General features: G+C 64.5%; 20 protein-coding genes and 1 pseudogene. 11 read left to right on the forward strand and 10 right to left on the reverse strand.

Going from position 1 to position 24,636, the window contains the following annotated elements:
* Positions 1 to 42: 42 nt before the first annotated feature.
* Positions 43 to 1,110: an alpha/beta hydrolase gene (locus FJ940_RS00005; RefSeq protein ID WP_140654743.1), complete on the forward strand. Its 1,068-nt coding sequence runs from the start codon at positions 43 to 45 to the stop codon at positions 1,108 to 1,110.
* A gap of 52 nt (positions 1,111 to 1,162) precedes the next feature.
* Positions 1,163 to 1,626, forward strand: a pseudogene (locus FJ940_RS00010) (hypothetical protein).
* Between the two features lie 15 nt (positions 1,627 to 1,641).
* On the opposite strand, the gene pyk reads toward FJ940_RS00010, so the two are convergent.
* Together pyk and FJ940_RS00020 are read right to left on the reverse strand one after the other, a co-directional pair.
* A complete protein-coding gene (pyk, locus tag FJ940_RS00015; RefSeq protein ID WP_140493391.1) occupies positions 1,642 to 3,075 on the reverse strand; it encodes a pyruvate kinase in 1,434 nt (477 codons plus the stop codon).
* A complete protein-coding gene (locus tag FJ940_RS00020; RefSeq protein WP_140493388.1) occupies positions 3,072 to 3,560 on the reverse strand; it encodes a DUF1036 domain-containing protein in 489 nt (162 codons plus the stop codon). The genes pyk and FJ940_RS00020 overlap by 4 nt, the downstream gene beginning before the upstream one ends.
* A 246-nt stretch (positions 3,561 to 3,806) precedes the next feature.
* Between FJ940_RS00020 and FJ940_RS00025 the strand changes: the two genes are divergently transcribed.
* The 3 genes from FJ940_RS00025 (at position 3,807) to FJ940_RS00035 (ending at position 6,234) form a co-directional block, all read left to right on the forward strand.
* Complete coding sequence (locus FJ940_RS00025; protein ID WP_140654745.1) at positions 3,807 to 4,604, forward strand: N-formylglutamate amidohydrolase; 798 nt, start codon at positions 3,807 to 3,809, stop codon at positions 4,602 to 4,604.
* Positions 4,605 to 4,614: 10 nt separating this feature from the next.
* Complete coding sequence (locus FJ940_RS00030; RefSeq protein ID WP_140493382.1) at positions 4,615 to 4,923, forward strand: DUF1244 domain-containing protein; 309 nt, start codon at positions 4,615 to 4,617, stop codon at positions 4,921 to 4,923.
* A gap of 129 nt (positions 4,924 to 5,052) precedes the next feature.
* Positions 5,053 to 6,234, forward strand: coding sequence for an MFS transporter (locus tag FJ940_RS00035; RefSeq protein ID WP_140654747.1), 1,182 nt, complete (start codon positions 5,053 to 5,055; stop codon positions 6,232 to 6,234).
* Here FJ940_RS00035 and FJ940_RS00040 read toward each other — a convergent pair.
* Positions 6,192 to 7,106 carry a LysR family transcriptional regulator gene (locus tag FJ940_RS00040; RefSeq protein WP_140654749.1) on the reverse strand — a complete coding sequence of 305 codons (915 nt, stop codon included), beginning with the start codon at positions 7,104 to 7,106 and terminating at the stop codon, positions 6,192 to 6,194. The two genes, FJ940_RS00035 and FJ940_RS00040, sit on opposite strands and share 43 nt — an antisense overlap.
* Positions 7,107 to 7,222: 116 nt before the next feature.
* Between FJ940_RS00040 and FJ940_RS00045 the strand changes: the two genes are divergently transcribed.
* Positions 7,223 to 7,423, forward strand: coding sequence for a DUF680 domain-containing protein (locus FJ940_RS00045; RefSeq protein WP_140654751.1), 201 nt, complete (start codon positions 7,223 to 7,225; stop codon positions 7,421 to 7,423).
* 68 nt (positions 7,424 to 7,491) lie between these two features.
* Positions 7,492 to 8,451: an SDR family oxidoreductase gene (locus tag FJ940_RS00050; protein ID WP_140654753.1), complete on the forward strand. Its 960-nt coding sequence runs from the start codon at positions 7,492 to 7,494 to the stop codon at positions 8,449 to 8,451.
* Positions 8,452 to 8,507: 56 nt separating this feature from the next.
* Here the strand turns inward: FJ940_RS00050 and FJ940_RS00055 are convergent, their stop codons facing one another.
* From FJ940_RS00055 to FJ940_RS00075, 5 genes are all read right to left on the reverse strand, one after another.
* Positions 8,508 to 8,666, reverse strand: a complete 159-nt coding sequence (locus FJ940_RS00055) for a DUF3309 family protein (RefSeq protein WP_140493366.1) — start codon at positions 8,664 to 8,666, stop codon at positions 8,508 to 8,510.
* A gap of 97 nt (positions 8,667 to 8,763) precedes the next feature.
* Positions 8,764 to 11,937 (reverse strand): efflux RND transporter permease subunit, encoded by a 3,174-nt coding sequence (locus FJ940_RS00060; protein ID WP_140654755.1) that lies wholly within the window; start codon positions 11,935 to 11,937, stop codon positions 8,764 to 8,766.
* A gap of 75 nt (positions 11,938 to 12,012) precedes the next feature.
* Positions 12,013 to 13,188, reverse strand: coding sequence for an efflux RND transporter periplasmic adaptor subunit (locus FJ940_RS00065; RefSeq protein WP_140654757.1), 1,176 nt, complete (start codon positions 13,186 to 13,188; stop codon positions 12,013 to 12,015).
* A gap of 773 nt (positions 13,189 to 13,961) precedes the next feature.
* Complete coding sequence (locus tag FJ940_RS00070) at positions 13,962 to 15,092, reverse strand: patatin-like phospholipase family protein (RefSeq protein ID WP_140627973.1); 1,131 nt, start codon at positions 15,090 to 15,092, stop codon at positions 13,962 to 13,964.
* A gap of 214 nt (positions 15,093 to 15,306) precedes the next feature.
* On the reverse strand, positions 15,307 to 16,395 hold the full coding sequence (locus tag FJ940_RS00075) for a citrate synthase/methylcitrate synthase (protein ID WP_140654759.1): 1,089 nt from the start codon (positions 16,393 to 16,395) through the stop codon (positions 15,307 to 15,309).
* A gap of 91 nt (positions 16,396 to 16,486) precedes the next feature.
* On the opposite strand from FJ940_RS00075, the gene FJ940_RS00080 reads away from it, so the two are divergent.
* A complete protein-coding gene (locus FJ940_RS00080; protein ID WP_140654761.1) occupies positions 16,487 to 17,629 on the forward strand; it encodes a citrate/2-methylcitrate synthase in 1,143 nt (380 codons plus the stop codon).
* A 24-nt stretch (positions 17,630 to 17,653) separates the two neighbouring features.
* Here FJ940_RS00080 and phaR read toward each other — a convergent pair whose 3' ends face one another.
* Entirely contained in the window at positions 17,654 to 18,262 is a 609-nt protein-coding gene (gene phaR, locus FJ940_RS00085) for a polyhydroxyalkanoate synthesis repressor PhaR (RefSeq protein WP_140493348.1), read from the reverse strand.
* A 117-nt stretch (positions 18,263 to 18,379) separates the two neighbouring features.
* Positions 18,380 to 18,577 carry a hypothetical protein gene (locus FJ940_RS00090; protein WP_140493345.1) on the reverse strand — a complete coding sequence of 66 codons (198 nt, stop codon included), beginning with the start codon at positions 18,575 to 18,577 and terminating at the stop codon, positions 18,380 to 18,382.
* Here FJ940_RS00090 and FJ940_RS00095 point away from each other — a divergent pair.
* From FJ940_RS00095 to FJ940_RS00105, 3 genes are all read left to right on the forward strand, one after another.
* A complete protein-coding gene (locus tag FJ940_RS00095) occupies positions 18,558 to 19,742 on the forward strand; it encodes an acetyl-CoA C-acetyltransferase (RefSeq protein ID WP_140654763.1) in 1,185 nt (394 codons plus the stop codon). The genes FJ940_RS00090 and FJ940_RS00095 overlap by 20 nt on opposite strands.
* Before the next feature lie 119 nt (positions 19,743 to 19,861).
* Complete coding sequence (phbB, locus tag FJ940_RS00100; protein WP_140493339.1) at positions 19,862 to 20,587, forward strand: acetoacetyl-CoA reductase; 726 nt, start codon at positions 19,862 to 19,864, stop codon at positions 20,585 to 20,587.
* A gap of 717 nt (positions 20,588 to 21,304) precedes the next feature.
* Complete coding sequence (locus FJ940_RS00105; RefSeq protein WP_140654766.1) at positions 21,305 to 24,619, forward strand: helicase-related protein; 3,315 nt, start codon at positions 21,305 to 21,307, stop codon at positions 24,617 to 24,619.
* The last annotated feature ends 17 nt before the right edge of the window (positions 24,620 to 24,636 follow it).

Here is a 24,636-nt window from a genome sequence, read left to right on the forward strand (position 1 = left end):
CCCCTACTCCCCTACTCCCCTACTCCCTCTCGTATATCCCACATGAACCTGCTCTATGCCGTCTTCGCCTTCCTTCTGGCGCTCGTCTTTGGCTTTGTCGGCATCACGCGCGTCGGCTCCTGGCTGATCGAGCGCCGCAACCCGGCCGTCGGCGAATTCGTCGACATCGATGGCGCGCGCATCCACTATGTCCACGTTCCTGGCCCCGCCAAGGCCGACCTGCCGCCTGTTGTCTTCATCCACGGCGCCAGCGCCAATCTCAGGGATCAGATGCTGCCGCTCAGGCCGTTGCTCGAAGGGCGCGCCGAATTGCTGTTCTTCGACCGGCCGGGATTCGGTTGGTCGGGACGCGGGCCCGGCAACAACGAGGATCCGTGGTCGCAGGCCGACACCGTCGCCGCGCTGATGGACCATCTCGGTATGAAGCAGGCTATCATCGTCGGCCATTCCTTCGGTGGCGCGGTGACGACCGCCTTCGGCCGCGAGCATGCCGACAAGACGCTCGGGCTGGTATTCCTGGCACCGGCAACCCATCCGTGGCCCGGCGGCGCAACCGCCTGGTACTACGACCTGACCACCATTCCGGTGATCGGCCGGCTGTTCTCCGAAACGCTGAGCTATCCGGCAGGAATGCTGCGGATCGCCGACGCTACGACCTGCGTCTTCTCGCCCAACAAAGTGCCGGACAATTATGTCGCCGAGGCCTCGATCCCGCTGGTGCTGAGACCCTCGGCCTTCCGCGCAAATGCCAGCGATGTCGCCGGCCTCTACCGCTATGCGCTTGGGGCCGCGCCGCGCTACGCCGAGATCAAGGCGCCGACCGTGGTCATCTCGGGCGATCGAGACAAGGTCGTCTACGCCCATATCCATTCGGTCGGCCTCGAGCGCAACATTGCCGGCGCCGAACTGGTCTGGGTGCGCAATCTCGGCCACAAGCCGGACTGGATCGCGTCTGATCTGGTCGTTGGCGCCATCGAGAAGGCCGCCGGCAGGAGCGTGGATCTGGAGGCGATGGCAAGGGCGGTGGAAGCGCGGATCGCCGGCGATGCCTATGGCGCCGGAAAATGCGCCGACCTCAAGGAACCCGAAGCGGAGTTGGCGCCGACCTGATGTGCGTCTTCCGACAACGGTCTTCGAAAAACGGTATCGGGGCCAGAGCGGCATGTACGTCCTGAAACACGGCATAAAGAAAAATCCCGAAAAATTCTGGGCGCTGCCGGATCGCATCTTCTTCGGTTACGGCGCCTGCCCCATCCTTGCGGGCGTCTTTCTCAGCTATCCTCCCCTGGACGGATTTTACGGCGAGCGGATCATTCCAAGCGGGAACCATTACGGAAACCATATCTATGTGACCAACGGCGTGATCGCCTTCGACTACCATGGCTATTCCAGCCGCGAACGGCTTCTGGAACACCACAAACGAGGATGGGCTTCGCACAGCGCCGACTGGCACTGCACGCTGGAAAAGGTCGATTTCGATCTGCTCGACACTGCCGAACTTAATCGGCGAAAGATGCGGGGACCGGATCAATACCTGCAAGATCCCATACCCGCGCGCGTCGCTTCCTTCAGCGCATTGACCACGCCGCAGCGGCAACAAGAGCTCTCAAGATCGCAACGCGGTGAAGCCCTGGGGCGGGCTTATCGGGTGCCCAAGTCCGAACCGACATAGGCGATGCGCAGCATATTGGTCGAACCGGGCGTCCTTAGCGGCACGCCGGCGGTGATGATGACGCGGTCGCCGGGCTTGCCGAATTCCTCTTCAAGCGCGATGCGGCAGGCGCGATCGACCATGTCGTCGAGATCGGTGGCATCGGGGGAGACGACGCAGTGCGTGCCCCACAGCAGCGACAGCCGCCGCGCCGTGTTGACGATCGGCGACAGGGCCACGATCGGCACCTGCGGGCGCTCGCGCGCGGCGCGCAGGCCCGTGGTGCCGGAAGCCGTGTAGGTGATGATCGCCGACAGTTTCAGCGTCTCGGCGATTTCGCGGGCCGCCAGCGAGATCGCATCGGCGCCGGTTGCTTCAGGCTCGGAACGCTGGGCGTTGATGATGCCTGCATAGGTCGGATCGGTTTCCACCTTGGTGGCGATGCGGTTCATCATCGCCACCGCTTCCACCGGATAGGCGCCCGCGGCCGATTCGGCCGAAAGCATGATGGCGTCGGCGCCTTCGAAGACGGCGATCGAAACGTCGGAGACTTCCGCGCGGGTCGGCACGGGCGCGGTGATCATCGATTCCAGCATCTGCGTGGCGACCACCACCGGCTTGCCGGCGCGGCGCGCTGCGCGCGTGATCTGCTTCTGGATCCCGGGCACGGCTTCCAGCGGCATCTCGACGCCGAGATCGCCGCGCGCGACCATCAGCGCGTCTGAGAGTTCAATGATTTCGGCCAGACGGGCAACCGCCTGCGGCTTCTCGATCTTGGCCATGATCAGCGCCCGGCCGCGTGCGATCTTGCGCGCTTCGGCAAGGTCCTCCGGCCGCTGCACGAAGGACAGCGCTATCCAGTCGACGCCGGTGGCGAGCACCGCGTCGAGATCCCTGCGGTCCTTCTCGGTCAGCGCGCCGACCGGCAGGTCGGTATCGGGCAGGCTGACGCCCTTTCTGTCGGAAATCGTGGTGCCGGCAACGACGGTGCAGACGATCGCCTTGCCGTTGGCCTTCACCGCTTTCAGCTCCAGCTTCCCGTCATCGATCAACAGCCGGTGACCGGCCTCGACCGAACTCAGGATTTCGGGATGCGGCAGATAGACCCTGGCCGCGGTGCCGGGCTCGGGATTGTCGTCGAGCGTGAAGGTCTGGCCGACGGTCAACACCTCCTTGCCGTTGGCGAACTTGCCGACGCGCAGCTTGGGTCCTTGCAGGTCGGCAAGGATGCCGATCGGCCTTCCGACCGTCTCCTCGACAGCGCGGATGCGTCCGACCAGCGTGCGCATCAACTCGTGATCGGTATGGCTCATGTTGATGCGGAACACATCGGCGCCCGCTTCGAACAGCTTCTTCAGCATTTCCTCGGAAGAGGAGGCCGGACCGATGGTGGCTAGGATCTTGACCTTGCGGCTGCGTCTCATTGACTGTTTGTTCCCGGGGCGGCTGGCGCGCCTCCCGTTGCGGGGTCGTCGGTTAGCTGGACCATCCAGCTTGCCTGCTCGCCCGTGTCGTATTCCTGGAATCCGGCGCGCTGGAAGCCCCGGGCGACGCAATCGGTGACGCCGGCGATCTTGAACTCTTTTTCAGCCACGCACATGTTGATCGGGCCGTCCCAGCGTCCGCCGCGTTCGGCGTCTTCTGCATAAAGATAGTAAAACCTTGATGACAGCGGCCCTTCGATCAGCGTCTTGCAGCTCGATCCTTCGATGTGCCACCAGCCCTCGGTGATCCAGCCGGCCTTGGCACGATAGCCGATGCCGACGCCGACCAGGTTTTGCGTCGCGTTGCAGACGCGGAAATCAGCGCGGGCGGGCGAGGCCGCAACCATCGCGGACAAACCCACGGCGAGCGTCAGGAGCGGCATGGCGAAGGCGAAGCGCACGCGCCGCCCGCCCGCGGAACTCATCCTGAAACCCCTCAAGAACCACATCAGCATCTCTCTGCGCCCCTTTTCGGAAAAGTCCGGGCGCATGTCAACGCGCCGTTTTGTCCAATTCCAATCGATTTAAGAAGGCTCCCGGCGCGCGATCCGTCGCCCCTTGCCAGATTTCAGCGGAAACCTTGGCCAAACAACGGCATTGCGCCCGCGTCGTCTTCGTGGAAAGACGATAGCATCCTCCCCGGAAGCCAGCGAACAGACCATTTCCCGCCAATGACCCGATCCACAGTTTTCGCGCCTTTCGATGTCGTCGAGGGCGACCGCAAGCGGGGCATGGTGCTGTTGGCCGACCATGCCCGCCGCGACCTGCCTGAAGACTATGGCAGCCTTGGCCTGCCGGCGGCGGCGTTCGACCGCCACATCGCCTATGACATCGGCGTCGAGGCGGTGACGCGCGAACTCGCTGCCTTGCTCGATGTGCCAGCGGTGCTCGCCAATTTTTCGCGGCTGCTGATCGATCCCAATCGTGGTGAGGATGATCCAACGCTGATCCGTCAGCTCTATGACGGCACCGTCGTGACAGGAAACTATCCACTCGCCCCGGAGGAGCGCGAAAGGCGGCTTGACCGCTTCTACCGGCCCTATCACGACGCCGTCGGCGCCACGATCGCCTCGGTCGCGCAGGCTTCCGGCAAGGCACCCTTCATCTTCTCCGTGCATTCCTTCACGCCGGTCATGCAGGGCAGGCAGCGGCCGTGGCATGTCGGCGTACTGTGGGACCGCGACGACCGCGTGGCGCGGCCGCTGATCGACATGCTGGCCGCTGACAAAAACCTCGTTGTCGGCGACAACGAGCCCTATGACGGCGCGCTGCGGGGCGACACCATGTTCAGGCACGCCATCGTCAACGGCTATGCCCACGCGCTGATCGAAATCCGCCAGGACCTGATCGCGACCGGCGGGGATGCGCTTTCGTGGGCTGAGCGTCTGGCGCCGATCGTTGACGCGATCGATCGCCGTCCCGATATACACCAAGTGAAGATGTTCGGCTCGCGCACCGGGCCGTTATGAGGAGGTTTCGATGACCGAACTCAGCGACGAACAGAAACGCGACTTCGAGGCCGCCGCCTTTCGCCGGCTGGTGGCGCATCTGCGTGAGCGTGGCGACGTGCAGAACATCGATTTGATGAATCTCGCCGGCTTCTGCCGCAACTGCCTGTCGAACTGGTATCGCGAGGCCGCGGAAGCCGAAGGCGTCGATCTCAGCAAGGACCAGTCGCGCGAGATCGTCTACGGCATGCCTTACGCGCAATGGCAGGCGCTGCACCAGACCGAAACCTCCGACGCCAAGAAGGCCGAATTCGAGGCCAGGCGACCCAGAGACCACTAGGTGGTCTCTTACGTCCTCGATTTTCTTGAGCGTTCGGTTTGGCCCAAATGCTTCCCGAGCGCAGCGCTTGACTGAAAATTGAATCGATCTAATTTGCCGCGCAAAGCCACTTTCTGACCGGATTCGCCTATGAACGCGTCGAATGCAATGCAGACCGCCATTCGCGGCCGCTGGGCCGTGGCGGCCATCTTCCTCGCCAACGGCTTCCTGACCGGCAGCTGGGCGCCGCAGATTCCGGTGTTCCTGACCCGCCTCGACATTTCCAAGTTCACTCTGGGGCTTTTGATCCTGCTGTTCGGCGCCGGCGCCGTCACCGCCATGACCTGGTGCGGTCACCTGATTTCGAAACACGGCTCGCGCACCGTGCTGCGCTGGTTTGGCCTCTGCGGCAGCCTGGGCCTGCTGGTCGTGGCGCTGGCGCCCAACGTGCCGCTGGCTGCCGTCGCCATGTTCATCTTTGGCGGCTCCATCGGCGGCATGGATGTCGCCATGAACGCCAATGCGGTGGTGGTCGAGCGGCGGCTGTCGCGCGCGATCATGTCCTCCTCGCATGGCTTCTGGAGCCTCGGCGGTTTCGCCGGCGGTGCCCTTGGCGGCTTTGCCATCCAGAATTACGGCCACCTCGCCCACGCCGCGGTCGTGACGGCGCTTGCCTTAGCGGCGATCGCGGCGGCGGTGCCCTATATCGTCGCCGAGGGCAGGCCGCAGGCTGCGGAGCATCATAAATTCACCTTGCCGGGAAACCCGCTGGTCTACCTCGTGGGCCTGATGGCGCTGCTGACGATGGTCTCTGAAGGCGCCGTACTCGACTGGGCAGCGCTTTATCTCAGGCAGGAACTTGGCGCCGATCTCGCCATTGCCGGCCTCGCCTATGCCGCCTTTTCCGGCGTCATGGCGATCATGCGTTTCTTCGGCGATGGCGTGCGCAATCGTTTCGGGGCCGTGACGACGTTGCGCGGTTCGGCGATCATCGCTGCCGCCGGCATGCTGATCGCAGGCCTGTCGCCCTCATCCTGGCTTGCCATCTCCGCCTTCGCTCTATGCGGCTTCGGCATCGCCAATATGGTGCCGATCATCTTTTCGGCCGGCGGCAACCAGGAAGGCATGTCATCGGGCACCGGGATGAGCGTCGTCACCACGATGGGCTATTCCGGCATCCTCGTGGCCCCCTCGGCGATCGGCTTCGTTGCCGAGCATTCCAGCTTCGGCCCGATCTTCATCGCCATGTCGGGCCTGCTGATCGTTGTACTGCTGATGGCCGGATTGGCTCATCGCGCCGAATTCGCTCCCGAAGCGGCGCCGGCCGAATAGCGTTTCAGTTCCTCGTGAAGGAAATCCGCCACGCGTCGGATGCGCACGCTGGTGCGCACGTCGCGATGCATGGCCAGCCACACCGGCAGCTTGGGCAGCGGCAGGCCCGGCAGCACCTCCTCCACCAGGGGGTCCCGCTTGGCCAGCGGCTCCTGGCCGAGGCCGATGCCGTTTCCCGCCCGCACCGCCTCCCAAAGCACGATCTGGTTGTCGGTCCGGAAGCGAAAACTGTTCCGGGTGACCGGTATGCCGGAATGCGTAAAGCCTCGGATCATCTCCTCGCTCCGGTCGAAGCCGATCAGCGCGTGGTCGAGCAGGTCGGCCGGCTCGCGCGGGCGGCCGCACCGGTCGAGATAGGCTAGGGAAGCACAGGCGCAGAGCGCGATATCGCAGACCTTGCGCGCCACCAGCTCGTTCTGTGTCGGCTTGACCATGCGGATGGCGATGTCGGCATCCCGGCGCAGCAGGTTCTCGACCTGGTTGGAAGCGACGATCTCGACCTCGATGCCGGGCTCCTCGACACCGAGCCGCGCCATCATGTCGGGCAGCACATAGGCCGCCACCACCTCGCTGGCGGCGATGCGCACCGTGCCTTCGATCGCTTCGACCGAACCCAGCGCCAACCGTGAAAAGGCACTCGCTTGCGCGCTCACCGCCTTGCCGCGCTCGAACAGAATGGCCCCGGCTTCCGTCAGCGCGTAGCCGCTTCGCCCGCGCCGGAACAGGATGACGCCGAGCGCCTGTTCTAGTTCCGAGATGTGGCGGCCAAGCGTCGGCTGACTTGCCGACAGCTTTCTCGCCGCGGCCGACAGGCTGCCGGTCTCAGCGACCGTGACGAAGCTCTTGATCAGGTTCCAGTCGATGTCAGTCATTCAAAACTGAATATCAGAACTGCACATATGGTCAATTTCAATTCATTGGTGAGGCAATCATATTCGGCCTGCAAACATCGATACGCCCTGCAACAAGCCAATCAGGAGTAACCCAAATGACCAAGACCGCCGCTGCCCTCCTCATCGCCGCCAACGCCGCTTTCGCAAGCAGCGACAAGTTCGGCTCGAACAATGCCAGCCAGACGCCTGTCGCCAGCAAAGACAAGACGATCACCACATCGATCGAGAAGTCGAATGCAATCATCCGGAAGCCGGTCGTCCCGGGCAGCAACCGCGACCTCTTCGGCAACCGCTGAACAGACGCCGAGATATCCCCAAGGCGGTGGGCTTGTCCCGTCGCTTCACAGCAAACAGGAGACGAAGAATGACCAAGATTGCAATCCTCGGCGCCAATGGCCGGCTCGGCCGCGTGGTCGCCAAGGCCTTCATCGACGCGGGCTATGATGTCCGCGCCATCACCCGCACCGGCAAGGTGCCGGCTGAGCTTGCAGGCGCGACGGCCGTCGCCGGCGATGCGCTGGACCGCGAGTCTCTGATCCGCGCGACGCAGGGCGTCGACATCATTTTCAACGGCCTGAACCCGATCTACACCGACTGGGGCAAGTGCCTGCCGATGGCCGAGAATGTCATGACCGCCTGCCGAGCCAACGGCACGCTGCATCTCTTCCCCGGCACCGTCTACAATTATGGCTCGCCGATGCCGGCGGTGATCACGGAAGACACGCCGTTCCATCCGACGACCGAGAAAGGGCGGATCCGCTGCGCCATGGAGGAGCTGTTCCGCCGTGAAGCTGAGGCGGGTCGGGTGCGCACGATCATTCTGCGCGCCGGCGATTTCTTCGGCGGCACCGGCAGCGGCTCCTGGTTCGACCTCGTCGTCGCCGCCAAGATGAGCAAGGGCATCTACACCGCGCCCGGCCCGGCCGATCTGGTGCATGAATGGGCCTATCTGCCGGATTTCGCAGTCGGTTTCGTTGCGCTGGCGCGCAATCTCGACAAACTCGGCTCTTACGAGGCGCTGAATTTTCCGGGCCATGCCGTCACCGACATCGAGATCAAGGCGGCCGCCGAAAAGGCGCTCGGACGCAAGCTTAAACTAAGCTTCATGCCGTGGTGGGTGCTGCGCGCCGGAAGCCCGTTCGTGGCGATGTGGCGCGAGATCGTCTCGATGTCCTATCTGCGTTTCGAGGCGCACCGGCTGGCCTCGGCGCGACTGAACGAGATCATCGGTGAAATCCCGCACACCCCTCTGGACCAGGCGATGCACGAAGCCTTGCAGGATATCGGCGTCGCCGTCGCGCCGGCCTGGCACCAAGCAGCGTGATTGCCGAGCGTGCCGAAAAGACGGGAACGGCGGGCCCGGCCGCAAATCGTTGCCGGTCAGATCCGGCCCATCAGAAGCAGGATAAGCACCACGACGAGGACGACGCCGACGATGCCCGACGGCCCGTAGCCCCAGGAGCGCGAATGCGGCCATGCCGGCACTGCGCCGATCAGGATCAGGATCAGGATGATGATGAGAATCGTGCTGATCGTCATTTTAGAGCCCTCGCCGTCTGGTTGAATCCGAGGGAACAATGCAAAAGGCCGCCCGGTAGTTCCCGGGCGGCCTTTTGACCTGCCTTGCGAAACCGCTCTATTCGGCGGCCTTCGGGAAGGCGACTGCCGGCTCGGCGTCGCCATCGGCCGCTGGCTCCTGCGAGATCTCTCCCTTGCCGCGTCGCAACAGCCGGCTGAACCACCCTCGCCGCGCGCCGGGCTTGACCTTGGCGCGGGTGAACACCATCAGCATCGACGGCGTCACCACCAGCGTCAGCACGGTGGCGAAGGACAGGCCGAACACGATCGCCGACGACAGCGAAATCCACCACTGCGTCGACGGCGCGTTGATCGTCGTCTCATGATGGAAGATCTCGAGGCCGAGGCCGAAGGCGATCGGCAGCACGCCGAGGATAGCCGAAACCGCCGTCAGCACCACCGGGCGGGCACGCTCGCGGCAGGTCTGCAGCACCGCTTCCATCTTGTCCCAGCCCTCCTCGCGCAGCCGGTCATAGGTGTCGATCAGCACGATATTGTTGTTGACCACCACGCCGGCCAGCGCGATGACGCCGATGCCCGACATGACGATGCCGAACGCTTCGCCTGTCAGAAGCAGGCCCAGGAACACGCCGATCGTCGCCATGACCACGCAGGACAGCACCAGCCAGACGCTGGTGAACTTGTTGAACTGCGCCAGCAGCACCAGGAAGATCAGGAAGATCGCCGCGCCGAAGGCCTTGCTGAGGAAGGCGCTCGCTTCCGCGCTGTCCTCGTTGGAGCCGGCGAGCTTCCAGCGTATGCCGCTGCCGAGATCCATGTCCGAGACCGCCTTGGTCACCTGCTCCTGTACGGCGGCGACCTGCGCTCCGGCGGCGACATTGGCCTGCACCACGACGGTGCGCGCGCCGTCGATGCGGTTGAGAATGCCGACCGTCGGCTCGGGCTTGCGCACGACGAAGTTCGAGATCGGCACCGACCCTTGCGACGTCTGCACCCTGAGTTCGTCGAGCGTCGACAGCGTGCGCCGGTCTTCCGGAAGGCGCAGGCGGATGTCGACGGCATCGTCCGCGCCCGCCGGCCGGTATTCCGACAGCTTCAAGCCGTTGGTCACCAGCTGCACCACGGTGCCGACCGAGGTCGGGCTGATGCCGTATTGGGCGGCCTTGGCGCGGTCGACCTCGAGCGCCCAGTCGACGCCGGGCGGCGGCAGGCCGTCCGAAATGTCGATGACGTTGGGCACCTTGGCGATCCGCGCCGCCACTTCGCGCGCCTTGTCGTCGAGCCCCTTGGGATCGGCGGCCGAAAGCCTGATCTGGATCGGCTTGCCGGTCGGCGGGCCGGCCTCCGGCACGCGCACCTCGACGTCGACGCCGGGAATGCCGGCCATGACGCCGCGCAGATCGCTGAGGATCTGGTTGGCGGATTTGCGCTCGCGCCAGTCGACGAACTCGTACTGGATCACGCCGACGACGTCCTCGGGAATGTCCTGGCCGCCGCCCTGAGTCTTGCCGGCGCGTGTATAGACCGATTTTACGCCCGGCCAGCCGAGCAGCCTGTTCTCCGCCGTCCTGGTGGCGGCATCCATCTCGGCCAGCGAAAGATTGCCGCGCGCATGCACGTAGAGCAGGCCGTAGTCCGGCTCGACGCTGGGGAAGAACTCGACGCCGGCGCCGTATTTCGAATAGGCGTAGCCGACGCCGAACAGCAGCGCCACGGTGAGCACCAGGACGGTGATCGGGAAGCGCACCGCCTGCTTGACGATGGCCATGTACCAGCCGTCGCGGTTGTCGTCCTCGTGATGCTTCGGCGCCTTGGCGAAGATCGCGCCCAGCGTCGGCGCGAACACCAGCGCATAGAGCATCGAGGCCGACAGCGTGACGATCAGCGTGATCGGCATGTATTTCATGAAGTCGCCGATGATGCCGGGCCAGAACAGCAGCGGCGAGAACGCGGCGATGCGCGTCATCGTCGCCGCGATGACCGGGCCGGCCATGCGCTTGGCGGCGAGCGCGAAGGCATCCGCCTTCGGCATGCCTTCGCTCATGCGCCGCTCGGCGAACTCGGTGACGATGATGGCGTCGTCGACCAGCATGCCGACAGCCAGGATGAGGCTGAACAGCACGATCATGTTGATCGTGTAGCCCATCATGGCAAGCAGCAATATGCCGATCAGGAAGGACGATGGTATGGCCAGCCCGATGAGCAGCGAGGCGCGGCCCGACAGCGCGTAGAGAATGACGATGAACACCAGGATCACGGCGATCATGACGTGGTTCTGGAGGTCACCCAAGAGCTGGTTGACGAAGACCGACTTGTCCTGCGTGTAGGTGACATGCATGCCTTCGGGCATCGTCTTGATGAAGGTGTCGGACACCTCCCTGACATGGTTCAGCGTGTCGATCAGGTTGGCGCCGATGCGCTTCTTCACCTCGATGGCGATGGCCGGCTTGCCGTCGAGGCGAGTGACCGTCTCGGCGTCCTTGAAGGTCGAGCGTATGGTGGCGATGTCCTTGGCCTGCACCACGGCGTTGGGTGTGGCGACGACCGGCAGGTTGGCCACGTCCTCGGGCGTCTCGATCAGCGACGGCACCTTGACCGCGTATTTGCCTTCCGAGCCTTCGAGATTGCCGGCGGCGACCAGGCTGTTGGAGGCGCCGACGCCTTGCATCAGCTGGTCGAGCTGCAGCCCGTAGGAGGACAGCTTCACCGGATCGATGACCACTTCGACCAGATCGTCGCGCGCGCCCTGCAGCGAGCCTTCCAGCACGCCCGGTACCTCTTCGATACGGTCGCGCAGTTCGCGCGCAGCCGCCGTCAGCACGCGCTCCGGCACGTCGCCCGACAGAGTGACGACGAGGACCGGAAACTCGGAAACGTTGACCTCGTTGACCGTCGGCTCCTCGGCCGCCTGCGGCAGGTCGGCCTTGGCATCCTGCACCTTGCTGCGCGTGTCCTGGAGCGCCGTGGCCAGATTGGTCTGCGGCTGGAACTCGACCAGCACGTAGCCGCCGCCCTGGAAGGCGGCCGAGCGCATCTCCTTGAGGCCCTTCAGGCTCTTCAGCTTGCTTTCCATCGGCCGCAGGAGAAGGCGTTCCGAATCCTCCGGCGAAATGCCCTGGTAGATCAGGCTGATATACATCATCGGGATCGGAACGTCGGGTTCCGCTTCCTTGGGCGTCGACTGATAGGCGACCCAGCCCGCCGCCAGCAGGAACAGCAGGGCGGATATTGTGAGGCGGGCGTTGTGGATTGCGAGTCTGACGATATCCATGACTTGATGCCTGCTGTTTCTTCGGAAGCGGCGAACTGGCGGGAGGCGCCGGAGATCCCGACGCCGGGCTTTGCGCTACTGCGTACCGGCGGTGGCTTCGCCGACCAGCTTGTTGATGGTCGCCTGGTCGGCCTCGATGGGCTTGACGATATCGCCTTCCTTCACCAGTTCCTGGCCGGCGACAATGATGCGCGCATCTTTCGGAATTCCGCCGAGCACGAGACCGTTCGGCGTGTCGTCCACCAGGTCGATCGGGTAGAAGGCCACCTTGTCGTCGCTGCCGACGGCGCGGATGCCGAGATCGCCCTTGTCACCCAGCGTCACCACCGAACGCGGCAGCAGAACCGCGTCGGTCGGCTCGGCGCTGAGCGTGATCTCGGCCGTCATACCGGCGGGGATGCTGCCATCCGCATTTGGGATCGCCACTTCGACACGGAAGGTGCGGGTCTGGGAGGAGGCGTCGCGGCTGATATACCGCACGGTGCCGGTGACCTTCTGGTCGTTGACCAGGCGCACATTGGCCTCTTCGCCGATCTTGATATAGCGCAGGTCGCGTTCGCTGATTTCGCCGCGGGCGATCACCGGATCGAGCTTGAGGATGGTCGCCACCTCGCCGCCTTGCATGACCGAGCTGCCGAGTTCCACCGGCACCCTGTCGATGACGCCGTCGAACGGCGCCTTGACCTCGTTGCGGTCGAGCTCAGCCTGCGCGGTCTCCAGCATCGATTGCGCCGAGGTCAAATTCGAGCGCGCCGTGTCGAGCTGCAGCTTCGGCAGATTGCCGGTCTTGGCCAGCCGTTCGGCGGCGTCGAGCTCGGCCTTGCGTTGCGCCAGCAACTGCTTGGCGTTGTCGACATTCGAGATTTTCTCTTCGGCCGCCAGCATCAGAACCAGATCGCCCGTCTTGACGTGCTGGCCTTGGCTGACCGGCAGTTTGTCGATGACACCGGCGACGCGCGTTGCTAGCACCGCCCGCTTGTCGGCCTCGGTCAGCCCCGAAATGCGGATAGCGCGCGCATAGGTCTTGCGCGGCGGCGTCACCACCGCGACGGTGCGCGGCGCGGCTTTCGGCTCGGCTTGCGCCGTGTTCGGCTTGCCGGCCTCCGGCGTCTTGGCCTTTTCGGCCTCTGCCGCCCTCTGGGCGTCGGCGGCGGCACTGCCAACGGATGAAAACTCGCCCGTCGCCATCCAGGCGGCGAAACCGATGAGCACAACAATGGCAGCAAGCTTGTGAAACCTGATTTTCGGCATCGTCGTTTTTTCCACTGCGGGGTTTGGCCGGGACTGCGTCCTCCTCGAGGAGCGCGTCGCCGATATGGGTGCGCGCCAGGCCGTGTTCAAATTGCCGTGATCGGCGAAGCGCGCTTCTACATCAAGTTTGCAACGCAATATAGTCGGAAAGTTGCAGCAGCATTGCGAAGCTGGACAGAGTATAGCCGTCGCGAAGCATTTTTTTGCCCAACTAGGGTGCGGCTTTAGCGGGGCTCGTTGGCGACCGATGATCGGCCGTTGAAGGCCCGGTGCCGCCGGGCCTGCGTCTGCTCTCGGAGGCACGACGCCGGCGCGAGGCGATTTTCAACCCCACGCGGGTTTCGAGCACGATGATAACCTCGGCCTGACGGACCATCCCGGCGTGCGACATTTCACGCAACACACTGGAATTGCTTGAAGAACGGACCGTTCAACTCTGATCCAGATCGTCGTTCCCTGGTCAAGCCGGATGCTCCAGGAGCGAGGACGGGTCGCCTCGATGCGTCTGCTCCATCGCGTTCCGCCGTCTAGGCTTGAGACATGATATAGCCTCGAACAAAACGCCTGCTGGTGCTGTTCGTGGCAGTATTCCTCGCCCGCCAGTCACCGTTCCGGATACGGTCGAGGGATGGCGCCCAACAGCGGCGCCCGCACGACACTGGCAGCAGGCGTCAGCATGATGATGCGCGCCTCACACGCGATGGTTGTTGCTGGCGCCGGAAGGAACTTGCTGGCACCGCGCGGCAGATCACGCCCGTGTGACGGATGCGGGTTCAGGCCCGGCGACGCTCCGCTTCGGGGTTCTTGCGCGCGGCCAGGAATTCCTTCACCCGTCGGCCAGGTGCCGGACCCCGCACCGGCTTGAAGCCGTCGTCGAGCTCGCCGGAGAGGTCGAGCGTCGGCCGCTTGCCGACGGCATCGTAGTTCTCCTCCAGCCAATCGCTGGCAGCGGTGCGGCCAAGATCGCGCAGATAGGCCAGGAATGCCCATTCGGCATTGACCTTCGATGATGCCGACAGGTCCTTGAAGGCCTCATCGGCGTCGATGCGGTGCATGCGGATGTCCCGGTACTCGCCCCGCGGCAGGCGGCCGGCGGCGATCAGTTCCTTGACGAAGGCGATCGAACGGAATTCGCGCAGCAGCCCGGCGTTGAAGGTGATCTCGTCGATGCGGTTCTGGATCTCGTTGGCGCTTTTGGGCGTTCCCTCGCGCACGACCGGATTGATCTGCACCAAAAGCACGTCCTCGGTGGCAGCCGTCTTGAAGAACGGATAGAGCGCCGGATTGCCGCCATAACCGCCATCCCAATAGGGCACGCCCTTGATCTCGACGGCGCGGAACAGTTGCGGCAGGCAGGCCGAGGCCATCACTGTGTCGAGGTCGATCTCGCCATCGGAAAACACCCGTAGCTGTCCGGTCTCGACATTGGTGGCGGAAATGAACAGTTCCATCGACTTGCAGGCATGCACATTCTTGAAATCAATCTCCTGCGCAACGACGTCGCGCAGCGGATTGAGGCCGAGCGGGTTGGCGACATAGGGCGAGAACACGCGCGACATGGTGTCGAAGAAGACATAACCCGGCGTGTTCTCGATCGACCAATTGCCCCAGGCGACGTCCCACGGCATGCGCTGCACCGGGCTGAACCGGCCCTTCGCCGCCACCGCATGCCAGAAGTCGTCGAGCTTCTTGCGCGCGCCTTCGACGCCGCCGCGAACGAAGCCGTCGGCCAGCGCCACCGCGTTCATCGCGCCCGCGCTTGTGCCGGACACCGCTGCGATCTCCAGCCGGCCATCCTCCAGAAGCCGGTCGAGCACGCCCCAGGAAAAAGCCCCGTGGGAACCGCCGCCCTGAAGCGCGATGTTGATCTTCTTCTTTTCCTCCGCCTCGCCGTTCTTCGTCATGGCGTTCCTGTCGATCCGGTGCCTGACTTATTGCGCGCGCCCGGGAATCGGGGCGTCACCGTCACGGCAGACCTATGTTGCAGTGCAGCATATAAGGACACACCAAGGCAAGAACACGAGCACGGTCGCGTGATCGCATGAAATTTCGATCATGCAGAAACACCCCTCCGCCTCGCGACAGAAGGGTGGCGCATCTTCGAAACAGATTTGATGCTCAGGCGACGAGGTCCGGCATCGGTCCGACATAGCGCGACAGCGGCCGGATCAGCCGTCCCGTCGTCTGCTGCTCGCGCGCATGCGCGACCCAACCGGCGACGCGCCCGGCCGCGAAGACATTGCTGAAGGCTTGGCTGGGAAAACCCGCCGCTTCCAGCACCAGCGCGGTGTAGAACTCGACATTGGTCTGCAGCGAGCGCTGCGGCTTGGCAATCCGAAGCACATCGAGCGCCGTCTGTTCGACTGTCTCGGCGAAGGCCAGCCGGCGACCGGTCTCGCCCTCGCCGCCGAGCTGCCGCACCACCGCCTTCAGCACATCGGCGCGCGGATCGCGCACGCGGTAGATGCGGTGGCCGAAGCCCATGATGCGTTCACCACGCGCGATCTCGCCGCGCAGCCAGCCGGCGGCGTCGCCATGCGCCTGGATGGCGTCGAGCATCTCGATGACAGGGCCGGGCGCGCCGCCATGCAGCGGCCCCTTGAGCGCCCCGAGGCCAGCCACCACCGACGATGTCAGCCCGGCCTGCGTCGAAGCGACGATGCGCGTGGCGAAGGTCGAGGCATTGAGGCCGTGGTCGCAGACGGTCACGAGGTAAGTGTCGAGTGCCTTTGCCAGAACCGGCGTCGGCACGGAACCGTCGAGCATCCTCAGCATATCGGCGGCATGATCGGCCTTCCCATCCGGCGCGACCGGCTGCTCGCCGCGCCGCAGGCGCAAGAGCGCCGGCGTCAGCACGGCGGGCGCCGCGATCAGCCGAAGCGCGTCCGTCAGCGTCTCGCCGTCCGGCAGCAGCGCCATGCCGGCGCGCATGGCGCTATAGACGTCGAGCGGCGCCAGCAGGGGCAGGCAAGACAAGAGCCGGTCGAACACCTCGACGCGCGCCTGGCCCAGTCTCGCGGCCAGTTCCGCGTCTCCGGGAAGGTCGTAGAAGAAGCCGTCGAGAAGCAGGCGAACGACCTGCGGATAGTTCCATCGCCCGGCCAGTTCCGGCAGGGAGTACCCCCGGATCGTCAAGCGGCCGCCCAGCCCATCCACGTCGGACAGCACCGTTTCCGCCGCCACCACATCATCGAGCCCGTTCGCCATGGCTTTGTCTCCTTGAGCTTTTCCGACACTAAGGATAAGGATGGGCAACACGCGCATCAATCTTGATCAACATAATCAATATGGGACCGACATGTCCGAATGGCTGTCGCGGGACGAGGCACTGGAACGGCTCAAGGTGCGGCCGCAGACGCTCTACGCCTATGTCAGTCGCGGGCGCATCGGCATGCGCCGGGACATTGCCGATCCACGCCGCAGCCAATATCGCGCCGACGATATCGCGGCCCTGATGATGCGAAGAGAGCGCGGACGCAGCCCATCGGCCATCGCCGAAAGCGCCATCGCCTGGGGCGAACCCTCGCTCGTCACCTCGATCTCGACCGTTTCGCACGGCCACCTTGTCTATCGGGGCCGCGACGCCGTTGCGCTGTCCGAACATGCCACGCTCGAAGAGACCGCCGCCGTGCTGTGGGCCCTGCCTGAGCCGGTGAGTTTCGAGGCTCCGGCCTCGGATCAATCCCAACAACTCGGCCGAGCCCCGGCCTTCATGCAACTTGCCATGCTCGCCGGCCAGGGGCGGCCTTCACTAGGGCGCGGCGCCGCCTCGCTGTGCGCCGACGCCGCGCGCGCGATCGGCGTGCTGGCCGGCGCTCTTGGCGCCTCGGCGGGATCAGATCCGGTGCACATGCGGTTGGCGCGAGGCTGGTCGGTGGATGAAGGCGGGGCGCAGGCTATCCGGCGCGCCCTTGTGCTGCTTGCCGATCACGAACTCAACGCATCGACCTTCGCGGCGCGCGTCGCGGCCTCGACCGGAGCCTCGCCCGCCGCCTGCCTGCTCGCGGGTCTGGCGACACTTTCCGGTCCGCGGCACGGTGGCGCCGGCGAGGCGGTGATGCAACTCGCGGACGATGCGGCGCGGCACGGCGCCGATGCGGCGATCCGGCGCTGGCTCGGCCATGACAGGCCTTTGCCAGCGTTCGGCCATCCGCTCTATCCCGAAGGCGATCCCCGCGCCACGGCGCTTTTGGCGGCCATCGACAACACCGACAGAACATTGCGATCGCTGGAAATCGCCGCCATTGCCGCGACCGGCGCCCGCCCGAACGTCGACTTTGCCCTGGCCGTTCTGACGCGCAGCCTCGACCTGCCGCGCGATGCGCCGTTCCAGCTGTTCGCGCTTGGGCGCAGCGTTGGCTGGGCCGCCCACATGGTCGAACAGGCAATGAGCGGCGGCAGCATCAGGCCGCGCGGTCGCTATGAGGGATTATTGCCGTAGGATCGGAAGAAAAGCGCTGCGCGCTCACGACATGGTGTCGAGCTTGCGCTGCATGGCCGCGATCTGGTCCTTCAACTGCTGCAGATCGTCGGGTTTTTCCGGCGTTTCCTTCCTGGCCGGTTCGGCGGGGGCCGCCGCAGGTGCCGAGCCTGCCGGCGGGAAGGGCGTGAACAGCCGCATGGCATTCTGGAACATTTCCATGTTGCGGCGCGTCTGCTCCTCCAGCGCCTTGATCGGCGTGGCCATCTTCATCATGTCGAGTGGTGACTTGCCGATGGCGCCCTTCATCTGCTCGCGGAAGCGCTCCTGTTCCTTGGAGAAGGCGATCATCGACTGTTCGAGGAAGCTCGGCACGATCATCTGCATCTGGTCGCCGTAGAAGGCGATCAACTGGCGCAGGAACGGGATCGGCAGCATGTTCTGCCCGTCCTTGTTCTCCAATTCGAAGATGATCTGGGTCAGAACCGGATGCGTGATGTCGTCGCCGGTCTTGGCGTCCTGCACCGTGAACTCTTCGCCCTTCTTGACCATTTCGGCCAGGTCCTCGAGCGTCACATAGGTGCTGGTGCCAGTGTTGTAGAGCCGGCGATTGGCATATTTCTTGATGACGATCGGATCGTCTTTCGCAGCCATCTGCATCCTCCCCGGACACCGGCGCGCCTGAGTAAGCCGCCGGTAACGATTGCGCCCGTTCAAAGGATATGCGCAAAAGCGTCACAATTCCAAGCAGTTTGTGCAGTGCGGGATTAATTATCGCTGCATGGCCGGTGAAATATGCTGCGCAGCAGCGGACAGCTTGATGTCGCGGCCATGCGCAGCTTGCTTGCGACGCATGGGTGCCCTGCCGATTTCCGGTTTGACTCGGGGTTGGGAAAGGGCAAGAAAAGTCTTCAATGACAGAACATCAGCTTGAAGTTTGGAGAACAGAATGCCCGCTTCCAATGCCATCGTCGTCGCCAGCGCGGCGCGCACACCGGTCGGTTCCTTCAACGGCGCTTTCGCCGCCACCCCGGCTCACGAGCTTGGCGCCGTCGTCGTAAGGGAATTGTTGTCGCGCGCCGGCGTCGAGGCGGCCGAAGTCGACGAGGTCATTCTTGGCCAGGTGCTGACCGCGGCCCAAGGGCAGAACCCTGCCCGCCAGGCTTCGATCCTCGCCGGGCTGCCCAGGGAGACCACCGCCTGGGGCCTCAACCAGGTGTGCGGCTCGGGCCTGCGCGCCATCGCGCTCGGCATGCAGCAGATCGCCACCGGCGATGCCAAGGTGGTTGTCGCCGGCGGCCAGGAATCGATGTCGATGTCGCCGCACGCCCAGCATCTGCGCGCTGGCGTCAAGATGGGCGACTACAAGATGATCGACACCATGATCAAGGATGGACTGTGGGATGCCTTTAATGGCTATCACATGGGCAACACGGCCGAGAACGTCGCCCGCCAGTTCCAGATCACCCGCGAGGACCAGGACCAGTTCGCGCTGGCCTCGCAGAACAAGGCCGAGGCCGCGCAGAAGGCCGGCCGGTTCAAGAACGAGATCGTCGCCTTCACCATCAAGGGCAAGAAGGGCGATACAATTGTCGACCAGGACGAATACATCCGCCATGGCGCGACGCTGGATGCCATGACCAAACTGAAGCCGGCCTTCGACAAGGACGGCACTGTGACCGCCGCCAATGCCTCCGGCATCAACGACGGCGCCGCCGGCGCGCTTTTGATGAGCGAAGCGGAAGCTGCCAGGCGGGGCATCACCCCGCTGGCGCGCATCGTCTCCTGGGCGACCGCGGGCGTTGACCCGGCGATCATGGGCACCGGTCCGATTCCCGCCTCGCGAAAAGCGCTGGAAAAGGCCGGCTGGTCGGTCGGCGATCTCGACCTGATCGAGGCCAACGAGGCTTTCGCCGCGCAGGCCTGCGCGGTCAACAAGGACATGGGCTGGGATCCCTCGATCGTCAACGTCAATGGTGGCGCCATCGCCATCGGTCATCCGATCGGCGCCTCTGGCGCGCGCATTTTCAACACGCTGGTCCACGAGATGCGCCGAAGAGGTGCCAAGAAGGGTCTCTCCACCCTGTGCATCGGCGGCGGCATGGGCGTCGCCATGTGCGTCGAAGCGCTCTAAAAGAGAAGTGAATGGGGAGTAGCGAATAGGGAAGAACGGCGTCGGCGCAATGGGATATCTGATCCCTACTCGTCATTCGCTACTCCCTGTTCACTCTCCCAACCAAAGGGAGGGAGCGCATGACCAAGGTTGCAATCGTCACGGGCGGATCGCGCGGCATCGGCGCGGCAATATCGATGGCGCTGAAGGAAGCCGGCTATTCGGTTGCCGCCAACTACGCCGGCAATGATGAGGCGGCGAGCAAGTTCACGGCCACAACCGGCATCAAGACCTACAAATGGTCGGTCGCCGACTACGACGCCTGCGCCGCCGGCATCAAGCAGGTCGAGGCCGATCTGGGCCCGGTCGCGGTGCTGGTCAACAATGCCGGCATCACGCGCGACGCCATGTTCCACAAGCTGACCCGTGAGCAGTGGAAGGAGGTCATCGACACCAATCTCTCCGGCGTTTTCAACATGACGCATCCGCTGTGGAGCGGCATGCGCGACCGCAAGTTCGGCCGCGTCATCACCATCTCCTCCATCAATGGCCAGAAGGGCCAGGCCGGCCAGGTCAACTACTCCGCGGCCAAGGCCGGCGACATCGGTTTCTCGAAGGCTCTGGCCCAGGAAGGAGCCCGCGCGGGCATCACCGTCAACATCATCTGCCCAGGCTATATCGCCACCGAAATGGTCCGGGCGATCGATGAGAAGGTGCTCAACGAACGCATCATCCCGCTAATCCCGGTCGGGCGCCTCGGCGAGCCGGAGGAGATCGCGCGCTGCGTCGTCTTCCTCGCCTCCGAGGACGCCGGCTTCATCACGGGATCGACCATCACCGCCAATGGCGGCCAGTACTTCGCCTGAGGTCTCGCCGGGCTGCCGGCTTCCCGGTGCCGATTGAAGGAGGGCTCGTTCGCCATCCGCTTCGGATGTCCGTGACGCCGTCCGATGACGGCTGTCGGCCTGCTGTTCCAATCCGGCACGCAAAGGTTAATCGCGGCAGCGGGTATTGTGCAAAACTGCCTGGATAAGCTGTGCATTGTCGGTGGAAAACCTGTGCGTAACACTACATCTTGTCGTGAACAAACAGGGAAAATCCCGACATCGCCGATTCGTCGCCCTTTCGTTCCATGTTTGGCCGCAATGTTAACGAGAGCAGTTGCAATCGCCTATCAAACTGTTAATTTCTATTAAGAAAGTTCAACAATTTCATAAGCTTGGATGAAGCAAGGCGGGCTGCCACACGGCTTTGCCAGCGAAAGTTAACGGCGGCTCTCGCCTAGCATGAAACGGGCCAATTCCGTGATTCAGCATGTGGTAAGGATCATCAGCCAAAACTCCACATCTAGCCGTGAACAAAACCTGAATCCGGGCGAGTCAGCGATTCGTCGCCGATTCGTTCCAGACTCGTTCCAACCCTTAATCAGCAGCCGAACCGAAGCTCGACGGAGGTGACTTCGAACCGCCAGCGGAACATTCCGCTTTCGCTTCGCGCCTGAAATCCCTATGTGTCGCCTGTCATACGCGCCACCCGAGGCGTGCTCCCGACAATGAGAGGCCAGAAAGCCTTATTTCCGAGCGATGAACATCCATCCGAAACCCACCGAGCCGCTGATCCTGTCGGGTCGCGACGTGACTGCCGTGCTTGGGCCGACCAACACAGGCAAGACCCATCTCGCCATCGAGCGCATGGTGGCGCATGAAAGCGGCATCATCGGCCTGCCGCTCAGGCTCTTGGCGCGAGAGGTCTACACCCGCGTCTGCGAAAAGGTCGGTGCCCACAAGGTGGCGCTCATCACCGGCGAGGAGAAGATCCAGCCGCCAGGCGCGAGATATTCGGTCTGTACCGTCGAAGCCATGCCGCGCGAGACCGATGCCGCCTTCGTCGCCATCGACGAGGTGCAGCTTGCCGGTGATCTCGAGCGCGGCCATATCTTCACCGACCGCATCCTGCATCTCCGCGGCCGCCAGGAGACGCTGCTGCTCGGCGCCGCCACCATGCACGGCATCTTGCAGCGCCTGTTGAAAGGCGTCTCGGTGGTGACACGACCGCGGCTGTCACATCTGGCCTATGCCGGTTCGAAGAAGCTGACCCGCTTGCCCCGGCGCACAGCGATCGTCGCCTTCTCCGCCGACGAGGTTTATGCCATCGCCGAACTGATCCGCCGCCAGCAGGGCGGTGCGGCCGTCGTGCTTGGCGCGCTCTCGCCCCGCACCCGCAACGCCCAGGTGGCGCTGTTTCAGTCGGGCGACGTCGACTATCTCGTCGCCACCGATGCCATCGGCATGGGCCTTAACCTCGATCTCGACCATGTCGCCTTCGCCCAGAACCGCAAGTTCGACGGCTATCAGTATCGCAACCTGACGGCGGCCGAACTTGGCCAGATCGCCGGGCGCGCCGGCCGGCACCTGCGCGACGGCACCTTTGGCGTCACCGGCCAGGTCGACCCGCTGGACGAGGAATTGGTCAAGAAGATCGAAAGCCACGACTTCGACCCCGTGAAGGTTCTGCAGTGGCGCACAGCGCGTTTCAATTTCGCCAGCCTCGACGCGCTGAGGCGCTCGATCGAGACCAATGCCCCGGTGGAGGGCCTGACCCGTGCGCTGCCGGCAGTCGATGCGCAGGCGCTTGAGCACCTGTCGCGTGACGAGGACATCAGGGCGCTCGCCACCGACGCAAGGCGCGTCGCGCTGCTGTGGGAGGCCTGCGCGCTCCCCGACTACCGCAAGATAGCGCCGGCCCAGCACGCCGACCTCATTGCGTCGATCTACATGGACCTCGCCAGGCATGGCCATGTCGACGAGAATTACATGGCCGAGCAGGTGCGCCGCGCCGACACCACCGAGGGCGACATCGATACGCTGTCGCATCGCATCGCCCAGATCCGCACCTGGACATTCGTGTCGAACCGGCCCGGCTGGCTGGCCGATCAGGCACACTGGCAGGAAAAGACGCGCGAAATCGAAGACAGATTGTCGGATGCGCTGCATGAGCGGTTGACGAAACGCTTCGTAGACCGCAGGACTTCCGTCCTCATGCGGCGCCTTAGAGAAAATACCATGCCTGAAGCCGAAATAAGCCCAACCGGAACCGTCCTCGTCGAAGGCCACCATGTCGGCGAGTTGCAGGGGTTCCGTTTCACCGCCGATCAGAGCGCTGGCGGCGAAGACGCCAAGGCCGTGCGCGCGGCCGCCCAGAAGGCGCTGGCGGCGGAGTTCGAGGCACGCGCCGAACGCTTCGGCGCCTGCGCCAATGGCGACATCGCGCTCGGTTCCGACGGCACGCTGCGCTGGATCGGCGCGCCGATCGGCACTCTGGTTGCCGGCGAGGACGCGCTGAAGCCGCGCCTGGTGCTTTTGGCCGACGAACAGCTGACCGGCCCGGCGCGTGACAAGGTCGCCGCGCGCGCCGAGCGCTTCGTCAATTTCCAGATCGAATCCCTGCTGAAGCCGCTGGTCGATTTGAAGAATGCCGAGCAGATATCGGGTATCGGCCGCGGCATTGCCTTCCAGCTGGTCGAGAATTTCGGCCTTATCAATCGTCGCGACATCGCCGAGGAGATGAAGTCGCTCGACCAGGAAGGCCGCGCGGCATTGCGCCGGCTGGGCGTGCGCTTCGGCGCCTATCATGTCTTCGTGCCGGCGCTGATCAAGCCGGCGCCCGCGGGATTGGTGACGTTGCTGTGGGCGCTGAAAAACGACGGCAAGGACAAGCTCGGCTTCGGCGACGTCGTCCATGCGCTGGCATCGGGCCGCACCTCGGTGGTCATCGATCCGGCTTTCGACAAGGCCTTCTACAAGCTTGCCGGCTACCGAAATCTCGGCCGCCGCGCCGTGCGCATCGACATTCTGGAACGGCTGGCCGACCTGATCCGCCCGGCGACCAACTGGAAGCCCGGCCTCGGCCAGCGTCCGGATGGCGCCTATGATGGCCAGTCTTTCATGGTGACGCCGCCGATGATGTCGATTCTCGGCGCCACGGCCGATGACATGGAAGAAATCCTGAAAGGTCTTGGCTATCGTGCCGAGCCGAAGCCGGCGGCCGAAATCAAGGCACGGCTGGAAGCGCAGGACAATGCCGCCCGGGAAGCCGTGGCGGCCAAGCTGGCAGCGGAAGAGGCCGCGCGCACCGAGCAGGCCAAGGCGGCGGAGGCGGCTGCGACGGACACGCCTGAGGAGACATCGGCGGAAGATCCGCAAACTGCGACTGCCCAGACCGCCGTCGAAATTCCTGCTGAACCCATTGCGGAACCGGCCGAAACTGTTGCGGAAGAACAACCCGAAGCTCCAGCCGAAGCTACGGAAGAGGTTGCGCCTGTAGCAGAAGCCGTGCCTGAGACTCCTGCCGCCGAAAGCGCCGACGCTCTCACCTCCCCCTCGACGGGGGAGATCGCGGAGCGAGGCGAGGAGGGGGACAGCGCCGACGCTCCCCAACAGGGATCCGCTGCGGAAGCCGAAGAGCCTAAGCCGATCCTGTTGTGGCGGCAGGGCCGCTTCGACCAGCGGCCTCGTCACCGTCACCACGAGAACCGCGCCCGGCCGCGCAACGGCCAGGCGGCGCGCTCCGATGCCCCGGCGGATGCCGCTGTCGGCCAGCCCGGCACTCGGCCCGCCCATGAAGGGCGCCGCGATGGCGCCGGCAAGCCGCGTTTCGATCGCTCGAAGTTCAAGCCCAGGCCGCAAGGCGAAGGCGGGGAACGGCGGGAGGGAAAGCCGCAGGGCGAGCGTTCTGACCGCCGTGAGGGCCGGCCGGGCGGCAGGCCGGAAGGCAAGGGCGGCCCGCAAGGCGGCAAACCCTCGTTTCAGGCAAAACCGCGCGAGGAGCGCCCGGTGCGCTTCGATCCCGACTCTCCCTTCGCCAAGCTCGCCGCTTTGCGCGACCAGCTGAAGAAATAGCCGCACAGGATCCGATG

Source organism: Mesorhizobium sp. B2-3-7 (assembly GCF_006442695.1).
Lineage (GTDB): Bacteria > Pseudomonadota > Alphaproteobacteria > Rhizobiales > Rhizobiaceae > Mesorhizobium.

What these genes read in the sequence shown, in the direction of transcription:
- FJ940_RS00035 (WP_140654747.1), top strand. Translation starts at nt 5,053, where the DNA reads ATGAACGCGTCGAATGCAATGCAGACCGCCATTCGCGGCCGCTGGGCC.
- FJ940_RS00075 (WP_140654759.1), bottom strand. Translation starts at nt 16,395, where the DNA reads ATGGCGAACGGGCTCGATGATGTGGTGGCGGCGGAAACGGTGCTGTCC.
- FJ940_RS00025 (WP_140654745.1), top strand. Translation starts at nt 3,807, where the DNA reads ATGACCCGATCCACAGTTTTCGCGCCTTTCGATGTCGTCGAGGGCGAC.
- FJ940_RS00105 (WP_140654766.1), top strand. Translation starts at nt 21,305, where the DNA reads ATGAACATCCATCCGAAACCCACCGAGCCGCTGATCCTGTCGGGTCGC.
- FJ940_RS00070 (WP_140627973.1), bottom strand. Translation starts at nt 15,092, where the DNA reads ATGACGAAGAACGGCGAGGCGGAGGAAAAGAAGAAGATCAACATCGCG.
- FJ940_RS00050 (WP_140654753.1), top strand. Translation starts at nt 7,492, where the DNA reads ATGACCAAGATTGCAATCCTCGGCGCCAATGGCCGGCTCGGCCGCGTG.
- FJ940_RS00005 (WP_140654743.1), top strand. Translation starts at nt 43, where the DNA reads ATGAACCTGCTCTATGCCGTCTTCGCCTTCCTTCTGGCGCTCGTCTTT.
- phbB (WP_140493339.1), top strand. Translation starts at nt 19,862, where the DNA reads ATGACCAAGGTTGCAATCGTCACGGGCGGATCGCGCGGCATCGGCGCG.
- FJ940_RS00080 (WP_140654761.1), top strand. Translation starts at nt 16,487, where the DNA reads ATGTCCGAATGGCTGTCGCGGGACGAGGCACTGGAACGGCTCAAGGTG.
- FJ940_RS00090 (WP_140493345.1), bottom strand. Translation starts at nt 18,577, where the DNA reads ATGGCATTGGAAGCGGGCATTCTGTTCTCCAAACTTCAAGCTGATGTT.
- FJ940_RS00045 (WP_140654751.1), top strand. Translation starts at nt 7,223, where the DNA reads ATGACCAAGACCGCCGCTGCCCTCCTCATCGCCGCCAACGCCGCTTTC.
- FJ940_RS00065 (WP_140654757.1), bottom strand. Translation starts at nt 13,188, where the DNA reads ATGCCGAAAATCAGGTTTCACAAGCTTGCTGCCATTGTTGTGCTCATC.
- FJ940_RS00020 (WP_140493388.1), bottom strand. Translation starts at nt 3,560, where the DNA reads ATGAGTTCCGCGGGCGGGCGGCGCGTGCGCTTCGCCTTCGCCATGCCG.
- pyk (WP_140493391.1), bottom strand. Translation starts at nt 3,075, where the DNA reads ATGAGACGCAGCCGCAAGGTCAAGATCCTAGCCACCATCGGTCCGGCC.
- FJ940_RS00060 (WP_140654755.1), bottom strand. Translation starts at nt 11,937, where the DNA reads ATGGATATCGTCAGACTCGCAATCCACAACGCCCGCCTCACAATATCC.
- FJ940_RS00055 (WP_140493366.1), bottom strand. Translation starts at nt 8,666, where the DNA reads ATGACGATCAGCACGATTCTCATCATCATCCTGATCCTGATCCTGATC.
- FJ940_RS00040 (WP_140654749.1), bottom strand. Translation starts at nt 7,106, where the DNA reads ATGACTGACATCGACTGGAACCTGATCAAGAGCTTCGTCACGGTCGCT.
- FJ940_RS00095 (WP_140654763.1), top strand. Translation starts at nt 18,558, where the DNA reads ATGCCCGCTTCCAATGCCATCGTCGTCGCCAGCGCGGCGCGCACACCG.
- phaR (WP_140493348.1), bottom strand. Translation starts at nt 18,262, where the DNA reads ATGGCTGCGAAAGACGATCCGATCGTCATCAAGAAATATGCCAATCGC.
- FJ940_RS00030 (WP_140493382.1), top strand. Translation starts at nt 4,615, where the DNA reads ATGACCGAACTCAGCGACGAACAGAAACGCGACTTCGAGGCCGCCGCC.